Raw genomic sequence first — 12,779 nt, forward strand, 5'->3', positions numbered from 1 at the left:
TTGCCCTGCGGCGAACCCGTTCTTATTGCTGGCGTCGCGAAGCACAGAAGCAGAAGGTGAGTCAGAACCCCTGCCCCGTGGCCTGATCGCGCGGCTGGCGGGTCGCATCGAGCGCAAACAGAACGGCGCCGACTCACGATGGTGAGTCGGCGCCGCGCCTGATCTCAGACGTCGATGCGGGCGACCTTACGGCCGACCTTGAGGTACAGCTCGGCACCTTCGAGTGCCCCAACCTCGCTCACGACCTCACCGAGCGTCTGCTGCACGGACGACTCGGTGAGCGGCGTAGGTGCCTGCTCTCCGTCCGCCTCAAGGATCAGACGGAGGCCCTTCTGCTGAGCCACACGGCGCACAGCGGAAATGCTGGGAGCGAAGTCCAGCGTGCGGCTGATCAGCGCCCCGAGCGTGTCCTCGGCGTGGTCCTTCAGGGAGACGACGGGGAGGTTCTGGGTGTCCGCGAAAGAGCGCTTGGAGAAGCGCGCCGTGAACTCCGCGCGAGCGGCGGCAGCAGCGTCCAAGCCGTGGAGGGCGGCCACCACCTCGCCGGCGAGGATGCGCTTGATCGCCATCGGGTGCGCGGTCCCCTCCTCCAGGCGCTTGGTGACCACGCGGATCTCGTCGTCCGTCCACTCGGTGAGCAACTGGAGGTACGGCTCGGTCAGGTGGTCGGGGATGGACATCAGCCGGCCGTAGACGTCATCAGGCGACGCCGTCAGGCCCACGTAGTTGCCCTTGCTCTTGCTCATCTTGGTGCCCGTGCCGTCGGTGCCCTCGATGAGAGGAGTGGTGATGACCACCTCGGGGTCCTGCTCCGAGATCTCCATGACCTTGCGGCACATCTGGAGGTTCAACAGCTGGTCCACACCGCCGAGTTCGACATCGGCGTCGATGGCCACGGAGTCCCAGGCCATGACGACGGAGTAGACGAACTCGGCGACGGACAGCCCATGGCCATCGGCGAGCCGGGTGCGGAAGTCCTCGCGCTGGAGCGACATGGAGACCGGCACCCGGGCAAGAACCCCGACGAGCTCCGGCAGGGTGACCTTGTTCAGCCACTCGCCGTTGAAGCGCAGGTCGGCCCGCTCGAAGTCGATGAACGGCGTGACCTGCTGCTGGTAGCCGCTCAGGTTGCGGGCGATGTCCTCGTCGGTGAGGGGCGGTCGATCCGAGGATCGTCCCGACGGGTCACCGATCTTGGCCGTCACGTCACCAATGATGAAGACGACGTGGTGGCCCATCCGCTGGAACCGGCTGGCGATGATGATCGGTACCGCGTGGCCCAGGTGGACGTCGGGCGAGGTCGGGTCGATGCCGTACTTGACGACGAACGGGCGTCCGGCGGCCTGCGCGGCTTCGATCTTCTCGGCGAGTACCGCGGCCGAGGGGATCAGGTGGTTCGCACGCCCCTCGACCAGTGCGGCCTGCTCCTCGGGGGAGAGGTCGGAGAGGTCCAGGGAGCGCCGTGCTGTTGTCTCGCTGAGCAGCTGCGCGGCCGTATAGTCCGCGCCCAGGTCCGCCCCATCGAGGATGTGCATGACACGGGTGACAGACTCGCTCAAACGGCTCATGGCGCTTATACGCTCCTGGGTCGGACAACTGGCCTGACCAGTAGGGATTGGAAGCGGCGATTTTATCATCGCCGCCCTCGTCGCATCACCGGAATGATCACGGTTGAGGCCGCTCTCCTTGGGCCGTCGAGAGCTGTACCAGCGGCCGGCCCACGACCACACTGGAGAGGGAGCGGAGCCACGGGGCGATTGGGTCTCGGGCTCGGAGCGTGGCGATGAGCATCCCCGGAAGCAAGATCATGGCGGGTAGGTGCTTTTTTCGCTGCAGGGCGGATTCCACTCTGTGCCCGGAAGCAAGTGCGCGGAAATGCTGGGAGATCCCCCTGAGCTGGCGAGTGGTCGCCCAGGTGGGAGGGTTCCCATCCATCATGCGGAGCCGATCCGAGAGTCCCAGACACACCTCGGCCCGATAATCCTGCGACAGGCCGGGCGTACTTCGGTCGGTCATGCTGTGGGAGTGGACCCGATAGAAGGTCAACGGGTCCGAGAGGACGGCACCGCGGCCGGCCTCGCGCAGCGCGTGGAAGAAGATCTCGTTGCTCACCGGCAGGAGGCTGAGGGCAGCCCCGCGATGGACCATCAGCGTGCTCGTGTTTCCGCCCGGGTGCGGGTCTTTCAGCTTGGGTCTTCCGTTGGAGTCGACGACGTTCTCCCAGTGCTCGATGAACAGCGTTTCACCCGTCATCGCCTCGGCGCATGTACGTAGCTTCGATGGGTGGAACCAGTCATCGGCGTCGAGAGGAGCGACCCAGTCGCCTGTGCTGAGGAGAAAGGCGTCGGTCAAGGTTTGGCCGAAACCTTGCTGGCTCCTCCGGATGACCTTGACGTTCTTTTCGTGACGACGGCATACCTCCTCAGTTTCGTCGTTGGATCCGTCGTCGATGACGATGATTTCGTGAAGGACGAAGTTTCCAGGCTCCTGTTCCAGACAGCTTGTTATGGCCTGGTCGAGATATCGGCCGTAGTTGTGGCACAGGATCACGCACGAAATACGCGGAATGGCGCTCACCGGTCACCCCCGTACACGCGGGCGTAGTCGTCCAGGATCGTCCTGTGTTCCTGGGTCCTGTAGTCGAGGAACTCGCGGTCGAGGCGGCGCGGCCTGGAGCCGAGCCGCGCTGCCGCGTTCTCCAGCGCGGTCAGGAACTTCTCTCCGAAAAGGTTGGGATGCCCCTGCGACCAATCGAACCATTCAGGTTCTTCGACGAATCCCTTGTGCCGCTCGTACTGCTCGGGCAAGTGCCCTGTGAGGGAGCAGACCGGAAGCAGGTTCAAGTCGAAGGCCAGTTCCAGCTGCCCGGAGTGACTCCCCCAGAGGTACGGCAGCAGCAGGGAGTCCGAAGCCAGCCCGGCTCTGACCACTTCGTCGTCCGTGGGATACGGGCGCATGGTGAGGCGGATACGCGGATCGTGCCGGGCCGTCTCCAGGAGCAGCGGGGCGCGGCCGGCGTCAGCGAAGTCCGCAGGGCTGAACGCGCGCAGGAGGACGTGGAGCGTGCTGTGGGGATCCGTGATCCCCAGGCTCCAGTTGGCCATGGTGGACAACTGGTCCCGGCTGGCCCGGGAGGCACCGAACATGAGGTACCTGGCCCCCGGGCCCCTCGCCTCGCGCTCCAGGTCAGCCAGCGACTCCGGGGCAGCGACGTATCCGTGGGGGATGACCGTTCCAGTGACCCGCTCGCCGAGGACCTCCGTCAGCTTCGTGACGGATCCCTCAGTGAGACAGACCCAGCTGACCTCTGCAGATCGGAGCAGCCGCAGCCGCTCCACGAAGCCTTCGGCGTTGCCGATCATGGGCCGGGTGTCATGGGCGGTGAAGACCACGTTGACCCCGTAGCCCAGGCACGCGTCCAGCAGGCGCTCCAGGGTGGAGATGTCCTCGAAGTCGATGTGGTGCAGGTGCAGGACGTCGAGCCACGTGAGAGGGCCGTGTTCGAGGAGCCATGCGGTGCTGACCGCCTCTGGCACAGTCTCGCCCGTGGGAATCTCCGTCCCGTTCAGGATGTGGAAGTCAGGGCTCTGTAGCTTCCACGCGTACGGGGTACGAGCCGGCAGGTGAACGACACGCAGGCCCCTGGACCGGGGAACCGCCGTCACTGCTCTCCCACCTCCGTCCCTCCCACACCGACGAGGAGCAGCTGGGTGGACAGACCGTTGGAGGCGTCGTCGCTTCGGGTGAGGCCCGCGTAGTGGATCTCGAATCCGGACGCCCGCAGCAGCGCCTGGAACTCGTCGCTTGCCCACTCCCGCACATGGCTGGGGTTGCGCGGCGGTCCAGGAGTGTCGTAGCCGCTGCGGCACTCACGGGCCGGTGTCGACAGGACGGCAGCGGCGCTGCCCTCCCGCAGCAGGGCCAGGATGAGGGACAGGGCCGGGGCCGGGTCCACCAGGTGCTCGATCACGTCGGAGCAGATCACCACCGACCGGCGAACGAGGTCCGGGTCGAGCGGCAGCCGCTCTGCCGATTCGAGGTCCGCCTCCACCCACTGTCCGAAGGGGTAGTTGTCGTGGCACCAGCGCAGGTTGTCCCCGAAGTCCACGCCGACGAAAGTCCAGTCGGGGTGCGCGACGGCGAGCGAGGCCAACTTGCCCGCCTGCCCGCAGCCGATGTCGATCACGACGTCACGGCCGAGCTCCTTGGCCCGCTCGGCGGCGTAGGGGTACACGTCGGGCTGCCAGGTGACGGTGTCGTCCGTCTCGTCAAGGAAGTACTCGACCTCGCTCCGGCTGCGGTAGCCGCGGCGAATGAAGAAGGTCTCGGGGCCGCCTATCGACTGCGAGGACTCGGAGAGGGCCGGGAGCCGCGGGGCATCGGGGCCGGTCAGGGGCTGTGATGTGGTCGTGGTGTCCGCGTGCACAGTCAGACTCCTTGCTTGCTCGGGTGTGTGGTGCGGCAGAGGGCACACGGCCTGCTACAGCCGCGAGTTCGGCGCTCCCCCGGAGGGGGCCTGCTACTTCGGCCAGCAGGAGAACAGCGTGATCAGGCGTTCGACGAGCTCCTCGCGGATCACACGCCACTCCCGGTCTCCGGCGAGCCGCGCGGCGGAGGCGCGGTCGTACTCCGCCTGGCCGACCTCGGGCAGACACGCGTACATCTGGAGCAGGGCCGACCCGTCGTCGGAGGGTGCCGAGTCGGTGTCCGCCGCCAGCAGGGCCCTGATGTCCTCGGCGGGCATGGAGCCGTCGATTCCGGAGCCGGGGATGCTCTTACTCATCTTCGGCAGGCCCCCGAGGCCCGGGATCATCTTGGTGTAGATGCCGGCCAGCCGGTCTGCGGGCAGACCCCAGCGTTCCGCCCCGCGCCGGGCGAGGGCGACGTACTTGTGCTCGTCGACGCCCAGGGACACCAGCACGTGCCGTCCTTCGCGCAGCAGGTGCACGAAGTCAGCGGCCATCAGCAACGTGGCCTGCTTCATGCCGTAGTTGAGGTGGTCGAAGACGCCGTGGTTGCGGTAGAGGCTGGCGAGGTCCTCCTCCGCCCAGTGGAAGTCGTCGTCGTCCAGATGGCGCGAGAGCAGGAACGCGGTGGCCATGACGTCGGTCTCGCCCTCCTGCCGGCGCAGTACACCGCGCCCTGGGTCGAAGCCGAGCCCAAGCGCGAACTCCTCGTACTGGTCGGCCAGGCGGCGCACCGCGTCCAGCGGCGTGCGACGCGCGTTGTAGGAGTCGAGGTCGCCGAGCACGATCTGCACGTCGAGCCCGCACTGCTGGAGCTTGACTGCGCGCAGCAGCTGGAACAGAGTGCCGGCGTGCGGCGGCCCGCCGAGCCCGACGCCAGTGGTGACGATCGTCGGCCGACCCGCCGAGACGGCGTCCGCGAACTCCCGCGCACCGGTGTGGCACACCCACTTCGTGTGCAGGTCGCCAGGGCTCATCCCCGCGAGGGCGAAGTCGATGGTGCCGAGGCCAAGGTGCTCGTACTGGTGCTGGTCGATGACGCTCTCGTAGTAAGCGGTGTCGAACTTCATGCCATCCCCTCCAACTGAGGCTGCTCTCGTAGGGCGAAGGCCCGGCGGACCAGTGGCTCGAAGCCGTCGGCCAGCAGGTCCCCAATCACGGCGTTGCGGGGCGCGGCCACGCTGCCGAGGTCCGCAGTGACCGTTCCGTCGGCGAGGACCCAGACGCGGAACGGGTACGGGTCCTCGGGCGCCCGTGTGGGTTGGGCGAAGATCTCCACCGGGGCGACGGCACCGCGCACCCCGTCCACGGCTCGGACGAAGTCATCCCGCTCGAAGCCGTAGAGCTCCGCCTTGCCCGCGCTGGCACGGCCGATGGGCCTGTACTGGGAGATCAGCCAGTACTCGACCTCCGTGCGGTCAGCGATGCCGGCGACGAACTCCGCGAGCCGCGGCAGCTCCCGCGCGGACGCGGCCGTGGTGAACGTGTTGAAGGCGAGTCGGCGCCGGTCGGCGACGAGGAACTCGACGTTGGACCGGAACCGTTCGAAGTAGCCCTGCCCGCGGAACCAGTCGGCCGAGTCCGCCTCCGGACCATCGATGGCCAGGGAGTAGAGGGTCACGTGGTCGCGCACCCCCGCGTAACGGTCGCTCAGGAGCAGCCCGTTGGTGTGGAGATTGGTTTCGAAGCCGGCTTCCCGTGCGTGCCGGACGGCGACCTCCAGGTGGTTGTCGTAGGGCATCACGGGGTCGCCGCCGGTGAACACGACCCGGTGGGCTTCGGACTCGGCGCGGACCTGGTCGATGACCCTCTGTACGGTGTCCGCGTCCGTCTTGACCCGGTTGCGCTCCCGGTAGCAGAACCGGCAAACACCCGGTGAATTGCTGGTCGGTGCCAGGTCCCAGGCGTTGCAGTCGGTGTTGAGGACCAGGTGAACGATCGCGAGTTCGTCGTGCGTCAGCATGGGGCCTTCTCCTTGTTGCCAGGGCTGACCAGGAAGGCTGTCGGGGAGACGGGCCGCAGGAGCGAGCGGAGCTTGTCCGGGGCACCGCCGGTGAGGCGTACGAACTGCTGCAACGTGTCCAGACCCGCGCCGGCGTCGATGATCGTGAGTGCCGTGTCGATGCCGGATTGGACGGTGGGCACCGTCTCGGACATCACCATGAGCAAAGCCGCGTTGAGGGCGACCGCGTTCCGTGCCTGACTGGTGTCATGGCCTGCCAGTACGCGTATTGCGGCGGCGACGTTCTCCCGAGGGTCCTCGTGCTGGGTGACGGACATCAGGTCCTGCGGCATCGAGGACGCGCCCTTGCGTACTTCGTCGTTGAAGGTCAGGTCCTCGTCGCCGGCGTTGATGCGGCAGGCTCGCACGGTGCTTCCGGGGATCAGTTCGTCGACCTGGACCGCTTTGCCGAGGCTGGAGTTGATGACCGTCACGTCGGGCAGGCCGAGTCTGGAGAGCAGCCGGGCGGAAGCGCCGACCGCGGGGTGCGAGAGGCCGTACACGTAGGCGGGGCAGGTGACCGGGCTGAGGAGGGCGGGGAACGCCAGGCTGAGGGCGTGCACGGCCTGGAACCTGCCGCCGTAGCGACGGTCGAACTCAGGCACGCGGTTCTCGATGGAGAAGAACCCGAAGCCGGTCTCCGCCGTGATGTCGACCATCTCCTGGTGCGGCACCGTGTCGCTCGTCGCCCCCACGAGGTCGATGAAGTCGCGGGACCCGGTCTTCGACGACGCACTTCGCGATCCGAGCTTCGCGACGTGTGCTCCCCCTGTGGCCGCCACCAGCGCGGCGGCGGTACTGAGGTTGATCGTCTTGAAGGTCTTCTTCCCGCTGCCCGTGTAGCCGACGAACCGCATGCCCTCCGGCGGCTGGTGGAAGTCCCAGTTGCTTCGGTCCAGGGATGTCGCGGCCTGGACAGCGGCCTCGACCTCCTCCAACCGTGGCCCCCGCAGGAGCAGTCCCGTCAAGACGCTTCCCAGCATCACGTCGCGCGTGTGGCCCTCCGGTAAGGCGAGGATGCGCGTGATCCCGTCGCGGACGTCCTGGGGTGGAATGTCGGCAGGCGAGTTGATCTTGTGGGCCAGCAATGGCGTTGTGACCGCCATGGTGCGGGCTCCTTCCGTCACGTGTCGGATGTGAGCAGGACCTTGAAGGGGCGATGGCGGGCTTCGTTGTTCAGGGCCGCCAGTCCCTGCGGCAGTTCGCCGAGGGGAAATCGATCTCGGGTCAGGAGGGCGGCCCAGCCACCGCCCTTGGCGATGACGTCGATGGCGTCTCGGAAGTCGTCATCGCCGTCCGCGCGGCAGTACGAGAAGGAGCCGCGCAGGGTGATCGAGCGACGGAAGACATCCCGCAGGGGGACCGAGAGAACGACGCGGGGCGCGTAGGCGTTCTGGACGAGAACCGTTCCCCCGTCACGAACAGCCTTCAGCGCCTGGCGTATGGGGGCGTCGCTGTGACCAGACGCGGCGTCCACGACGGCGTCGCACGCCGGTAGCTCGGCAGAGTGGAGAGTGATGTGCCGGTCGAGGACGTAGCGCAGTTGATGCGATCGCGAAGGTTCCCTGACCAGCATGTGCACGTCCCATCCCGCCTCTGCCGCGCAGATGGCCGTACACACCGCAAGGACGCCGCCCCCGATGATGCCGAGCCGCCCCATGGGCACACGTAGCCCGCAGCGGACTCCGTGCAGGGCGACCGCCATCGGATCGGCGAGGACTCCGTGCGCGGGATCGTGCAGGTGGCGAAGCGGGACGATGCTGTCGCGGGGCGCCCGTACGCAGCCGGCGAGACCTCCGGGAAGATCCCACCCGATGCGCTGGAGTCGTGGGCAGAGGTGGACATGGCCGCGGTCGCAGTAGTGGCACGAGCGGCAGGAGATTAGCGGGTCGATTGCGACCCAGTCACCCGTCTCCGTGTCGACACCGACGATCTCGTGCCCGGGGTACCACGGTTCCGGCAACTGTCCTTGCCAAGGGTGATTGAGCTTCGCGACGTCGCTTCCGCACAATCCTGAGAACCGTGTCTCGACGAGCGTCGTGTCGCGTGCCGAGGACATGGCGACCGGAGCGGGGAGTCGGCAGAGGACTCCGTTCTCAACTGCCCACGAGTACGGGCCGGTCATCGCTGCCCCCATCTGTCCAGCAAGGTGGGGAGAGCTTCCACGTCGGGTATCGCTCTGCCGGACCAAGCGGTCTCGCCGAACGCGAGGCCACTCGGCCCGCCCCGACGTTCCACGCGCACGGCACGCATGCCGGCCCGCTCTGCGCCGGCAAGCTCGTCACCGCCGCCGTCGCCGCAGTAGAGGGCCTGCTGCGGGGCGACACCGAGGTGTCGGAGGACCGAGCGGAAGAGCAGACGGTCGGGCTTCACCGCACCCGCCCGGCAGCTGAACACGACAGCGTCGAAGTGTGGCGCGAGATCGCTTGCGCTCCACGCTTCGGCGATGTCCGGGGACGCATCGCTGAGGACGGCCAGCCTGGCTCCACCGCGCCGAAGCTGCTCCAGCGCCCGCAGGAGAGAGGCATCGGCCTGGAGACGGACATAGGCGAGCCGGGTCAGGAGCACTTCCAGCTCATCCACACAGGCCGCAGAGGCGTCGCAGCCGGCGACGAGGTGAACCGCCACCTCGGTGGTGGACGCCATCTGCCCGTCGTGCCTCGCCTGCCAACTGTCGGACAGCACCGACTCGGCGACCGCCGGGGACACGCGCAGGATCGCGGCGAACTGGGCAGCGGCAGCCCTCCGCTCGACCACACTCGGGGCTGCGACGAGCGTGCCGAATAGATCGAGTATCACTGCGGTCGGGCGTGAAGCCGGAGCAGCAGAACTCCGCTGGAGTGACGTGCCAAGGAGTACGTCGCCCGCTGGGTGTGAGGCGATCGCGGACGGACTCGTCGGCAAGGCGGTGCACGTCGGCCGATAGCGCATGGTGAAGCCCCTCCGATCTCGTACGGATACTGGAGACCGAGGCGGGTAAGCGACCGCCGCGTCGGTGTGACCATGACAGCGGCTCGGAACTGTGCGGAGTATCACAAGCCGTTCCTGAAGCTGCTCATCAGCAGCTCATGGCCGGGCCACCTGACTTTTCAACATCCGCTTACACATGGGTTCATGACAGGCAGACTTAGGCTCCGGATCATGACCAGGGATGGGCAGGCGGTAGGCGCGGTGGGTAAGAGTCGCCCGGGGTGGCGTCCGGACAAGTTGAGACAGCAACGCGAAGCTCACGGCCTGACGCTCGAAGGCGCGGGCGAGCAGGTGCGCGAGGTGGCCCGGGCCGCGGGGCTCACGGTGCCGGCCGCCAACTTTCAGACGCTGTGGCAGCACGAGCAGGGAGAGGTCTATCCCGGACCGCACTACCGTCGCGCGTACTGCCTTCTGTACCGCGCGACCGAGCCCGAGCTCGGCTTCCGTAACGCTCTGCCCGACGAGGCCACGAAGCTCAAGTTCACCGCGTCGAGCGAACCGCAGAACGGCGCCCACGTCCTGGCCGTGGAACGGGCGTTGCACCAACTGGCGCCGAGCGCGGAGGACGCCGACGGTCTTGGCGTCCAGCAGCGAATCCTCGATGCCTGGAAGCGGCGTCACACCGGCGGTGATCCGAACCGGCCGACGCTGATGATGGTCGGCGGCTACGCGGGCAGCGGGAAGTCGGAGTTTGCCCGCTTCGTATCGCAACTCACTGGATGGCCCGTCCTCGACAAGGACCCGATCACGCGCCCGCTCGTCGAGCGCCTCCTTGTTGAAATGGGCAGCGAGCCCAACGACCGGCACACCGACCTCTACCGGGAGAAGGTCCGCCCGCTGGAGTACCAGTGCCTGCTGGAGACCGCGTACGCGAACGTCGACTGCGCGATCAGCACGGTCCTCTCCGCGCCCTTCATCGCCGAGACCACCGACCCTCGGTGGATGCGGCGCCTGATCAACCGGTGTGAGGCGCGTGGCGTCACCGTGGCTGTCGTATGGATCCAGTGCGACCTCGACACGATGCACGAGTACATCAGCTTCCGGTCCGCCGCCCGGGACAGCTGGAAACTCCAGAACTGGGACACGTACGCTGCCGGGATCGATCTTGAGCTGCGGCCCGTCGTGCCGCACTTGGTTGTCGACAACCGGCTCGGCTCCGCGATATCGCTCACGGACCAGGTGCGCCAGGTCTTCGGGACGGTGTTCCAGTGAGGCAGGGCATCCTGCTGTACGGGCCGCCGGCGGCGGGCAAGGACACGATCACGGCGGCGCTCACCGAACTCGACGACCGGTACGTGCTGTTCACCCGGCTGAAGATCGGGACCGGGAAGACCAAGGGCTACCGGATGGGTACGCCAGAGCAGCTGACCGCCCTGGAGGCACGCGGCGATGTCATCTACCGCAACGACCGGTACGGCAACATCTACGTCGTTGACCGCCCCGGCCTCGACCAGGCCATGGAGGGCGGCAAGACCCCAGTCGTCCACCTCGGCCAGCTGGCGGGGATGGAGCAGGTAACCGCTCTTTACCCGGCGCGCTGGGTGCGCGTTCTGCTGTGGTGCTCCAAGGAGACCACCGCTCGGCGCTCACCACAGCGCGGGGACACCGACACGGCGGCCCGGCTGGCTGCGTGGGACGCTACTCAGGCCGATCTTGCGGCTCACCCGCGAGCCCAGTGGGAACTGCGCGTGGACACGGACGCGACGGCACCCCATGAAACCGCACAGAGGATCGACGACATCGTCCGCACCACGCCACCTCGCTCCTGACGGCCAGGACGTCAAGACCCCAGCGGATGCGACCTGCTCAACTCGGGTTGTCCGGGTCCCGCTCAAGGCGCAGAGCTTCCAGGGCCTCAGTGATATCCAGCGGCTCGTCTCTGTTCCCGTCCCACCGGGCAAGCGTCGCGGCAGCCGCGTGCATGAGGGAGCCCGGCAGCCCGGCGTCGGAGAGAAGGGCAGCCGCGTCCTCAAGCTCTGGGCCCCAACGCCAGGCGCGGGCAGCGGTCTTGGGGATGTAGTCGGTCTCCACGAGGTAGCTGCGGGTGCGCTTGGCCGCGATCACCAGCAGCTCGTCCGCGACCCCGTACGTGTCCGCCGCACCGTAGGCCACGGCAGCCAGCACCCGGGAGACCTTCTGGTAGCTGGAGTACGCGAGCTTGAGTGCGGAGGCTTTGCCGATGCTGTCGCCCAGGACGTGGGTCCGCACATCGGTGCCGGCGAAAAGTTCGGCGATCCGGTCGGCCTGCTCGACGGCGCCGGAAAGGTAGAGCGTCGGGGACTTGCCGCCCGCCGGAGGCGATCCGACCACCGCTGCATCGATGACGGGCATCGGGGCCAGGCGGTCGGCAATATTCGCCACGCGCGATGGCGAGACGGCGTTCGCGTCGACATAGGTCGTGCCCGTTTCGGACATGCCGAGCTCGGCTACTTGGCCGGCGGTCTCCCCTGCTGCGGCGGGAGGGCACAGGGAGAGCAGTACATCGGAGCGGGAGACAAGCTCGGGCAGCGCCGCGGCTTCGAGGCCCGCGCGCTCGGCCCGGCGGCGGGTTGTGTCGCTGCGTCCGTCGGGGCACCACAGCACGATGTGGCCTCTCGCGCGCAGCTGGGCGCCGAAGGCGGATCCCATACTGCCGGGGTGCAACAGCCCAATGGTGCTCGTCATGCCGCGGTCCTTGTGTGGTCGGCGGAGTGCAAAAGCAGCAGGTCGATGGCGGCGCGTGCATGCGGCACCACGTGGTTCGGCCCGGGAACGTCCGGCGGCCAAGAAGGGCCGTTGCCGATCCAGATGGTGTGCAGTCCTGCGGAGCGTCCGCCCTCGATGTCGGTGACCGGGTTGTCCCCGACCATCCAGCCACCGTCGCCCAGCACGGTGCCGCAGCGGGCCGCCGCCAGGGCGAAGTGCCGGGTCTGCGGCTTGCGCGCGCCAGCCTCCTCGGAGACGAAGACGCCGTCCACGCGCTCGGAGATACCGGTGGCCCGCAGCTTGGCGCGCTGGATGTCCGCCGCACCGTTGGTCGCCACCCCCACTCGCCAGCCGGCCGCACGCAACTCCTCCAAGCCGTCGAGGACCCTGGCCTGGCACGACACCAAGGCTGCGATGTCGGTGCAGTACGCACGCCACAGCTCCGCAGTCGACATGGGTAGCCGGTACCGAGTGCGGATCACGTCAAAGGTGGACGGATAGGCCCGCTCGGCCACCATGTCTAGGACGTTCGCCTGATCTTCGTCCTCCAGGTCGTGCTGGGCGGTGAACTCTGCGGCCCAGCCGGCGAGCGTTCCCTGCCGGTCCACGAGGGTGTTGTCGAGGTCGAAGAGAACGAGAGGCGGCTGCACATCCCG

General features: G+C 67.7%; 13 protein-coding genes. 2 read left to right on the forward strand and 11 right to left on the reverse strand.

Annotation, left to right across the window (positions count from 1 at the left end):
• Positions 1–164 precede the first annotated feature (164 nt).
• The 9 genes from tyrS to ACZ6A9_RS11230 all read right to left on the reverse strand — a co-directional run bounded on the left by tyrS (position 165) and on the right by ACZ6A9_RS11230 (position 9,267).
• On the reverse strand, positions 165–1,568 hold the full coding sequence (gene tyrS / locus ACZ6A9_RS11190) for a tyrosine--tRNA ligase (RefSeq protein ID WP_468982499.1): 1,404 nt from the start codon (positions 1,566–1,568) through the stop codon (positions 165–167).
• 97 nt (positions 1,569–1,665) lie between these two features.
• Entirely contained in the window at positions 1,666–2,577 is a 912-nt protein-coding gene (locus ACZ6A9_RS11195; protein WP_468982503.1) for a glycosyltransferase family 2 protein, read from the reverse strand.
• A complete protein-coding gene (locus tag ACZ6A9_RS11200; protein WP_468982507.1) occupies positions 2,574–3,536 on the reverse strand; it encodes a hypothetical protein in 963 nt (320 codons plus the stop codon). Before ACZ6A9_RS11200 ends, ACZ6A9_RS11195 begins: the two co-directional genes overlap by 4 nt.
• 125 nt (positions 3,537–3,661) lie before the next feature.
• Positions 3,662–4,426: a class I SAM-dependent methyltransferase gene (locus ACZ6A9_RS11205; protein WP_468982511.1), complete on the reverse strand. Its 765-nt coding sequence runs from the start codon at positions 4,424–4,426 to the stop codon at positions 3,662–3,664.
• 93 nt (positions 4,427–4,519) lie between these two features.
• Entirely contained in the window at positions 4,520–5,536 is a 1,017-nt protein-coding gene (locus tag ACZ6A9_RS11210) for a nucleotidyl transferase family protein (RefSeq protein ID WP_468982513.1), read from the reverse strand.
• Entirely contained in the window at positions 5,533–6,429 is an 897-nt protein-coding gene (locus tag ACZ6A9_RS11215) for a radical SAM protein (RefSeq protein ID WP_468982516.1), read from the reverse strand. The genes ACZ6A9_RS11210 and ACZ6A9_RS11215 overlap by 4 nt, the downstream gene beginning before the upstream one ends.
• A complete protein-coding gene (locus ACZ6A9_RS11220; RefSeq protein ID WP_468982520.1) occupies positions 6,423–7,574 on the reverse strand; it encodes a hypothetical protein in 1,152 nt (383 codons plus the stop codon). Before ACZ6A9_RS11220 ends, ACZ6A9_RS11215 begins: the two co-directional genes overlap by 7 nt.
• A 17-nt stretch (positions 7,575–7,591) precedes the next feature.
• A complete protein-coding gene (locus ACZ6A9_RS11225; RefSeq protein WP_468982522.1) occupies positions 7,592–8,593 on the reverse strand; it encodes an alcohol dehydrogenase catalytic domain-containing protein in 1,002 nt (333 codons plus the stop codon).
• Complete coding sequence (locus ACZ6A9_RS11230; RefSeq protein WP_468982525.1) at positions 8,590–9,267, reverse strand: HAD family hydrolase; 678 nt, start codon at positions 9,265–9,267, stop codon at positions 8,590–8,592. Before ACZ6A9_RS11230 ends, ACZ6A9_RS11225 begins: the two co-directional genes overlap by 4 nt.
• 342 nt (positions 9,268–9,609) lie before the next feature.
• Between ACZ6A9_RS11230 and ACZ6A9_RS11235 the strand changes: the two genes are divergently transcribed.
• Together ACZ6A9_RS11235 and ACZ6A9_RS11240 are read left to right on the forward strand one after the other, a co-directional pair.
• Positions 9,610–10,650, forward strand: a complete 1,041-nt coding sequence (locus ACZ6A9_RS11235; RefSeq protein WP_266682839.1) for an AAA family ATPase — start codon at positions 9,610–9,612, stop codon at positions 10,648–10,650.
• The gene (locus ACZ6A9_RS11240; protein ID WP_468982529.1) at positions 10,647–11,207 is read left to right on the forward strand and encodes a phosphotransferase-like protein; all 561 of its coding nucleotides are present in this window, start codon (positions 10,647–10,649) and stop codon (positions 11,205–11,207) included. The genes ACZ6A9_RS11235 and ACZ6A9_RS11240 overlap by 4 nt, the downstream gene beginning before the upstream one ends.
• 37 nt (positions 11,208–11,244) lie before the next feature.
• Here the strand turns inward: ACZ6A9_RS11240 and ACZ6A9_RS11245 are convergent, their stop codons facing one another.
• Together ACZ6A9_RS11245 and ACZ6A9_RS11250 are read right to left on the reverse strand one after the other, a co-directional pair.
• Positions 11,245–12,102: an NAD(P)-dependent oxidoreductase gene (locus ACZ6A9_RS11245; RefSeq protein WP_468982532.1), complete on the reverse strand. Its 858-nt coding sequence runs from the start codon at positions 12,100–12,102 to the stop codon at positions 11,245–11,247.
• On the reverse strand, positions 12,099–12,773 hold the full coding sequence (locus ACZ6A9_RS11250; protein ID WP_468982537.1) for an HAD family hydrolase: 675 nt from the start codon (positions 12,771–12,773) through the stop codon (positions 12,099–12,101). The genes ACZ6A9_RS11245 and ACZ6A9_RS11250 overlap by 4 nt, the downstream gene beginning before the upstream one ends.
• Positions 12,774–12,779 lie beyond the last annotated feature (6 nt).

It is taken from the genome of Streptomyces sp. NPDC041124 (genome assembly GCF_055592385.1).

Excerpts from the sequence above, each read along its gene's own strand:
- ACZ6A9_RS11245 (WP_468982532.1), bottom strand. The coding sequence starts at position 12,102 with ATGACGAGCACCATTGGGCTGTTGCACCCCGGCAGTATGGGATCCGCC.
- ACZ6A9_RS11220 (WP_468982520.1), bottom strand. The coding sequence starts at position 7,574 with ATGGCGGTCACAACGCCATTGCTGGCCCACAAGATCAACTCGCCTGCC.
- tyrS (WP_468982499.1), bottom strand. The coding sequence starts at position 1,568 with ATGAGCCGTTTGAGCGAGTCTGTCACCCGTGTCATGCACATCCTCGAT.
- ACZ6A9_RS11215 (WP_468982516.1), bottom strand. The coding sequence starts at position 6,429 with ATGCTGACGCACGACGAACTCGCGATCGTTCACCTGGTCCTCAACACC.
- ACZ6A9_RS11235 (WP_266682839.1), top strand. The coding sequence starts at position 9,610 with ATGACCAGGGATGGGCAGGCGGTAGGCGCGGTGGGTAAGAGTCGCCCG.
- ACZ6A9_RS11225 (WP_468982522.1), bottom strand. The coding sequence starts at position 8,593 with ATGACCGGCCCGTACTCGTGGGCAGTTGAGAACGGAGTCCTCTGCCGA.
- ACZ6A9_RS11210 (WP_468982513.1), bottom strand. The coding sequence starts at position 5,536 with ATGAAGTTCGACACCGCTTACTACGAGAGCGTCATCGACCAGCACCAG.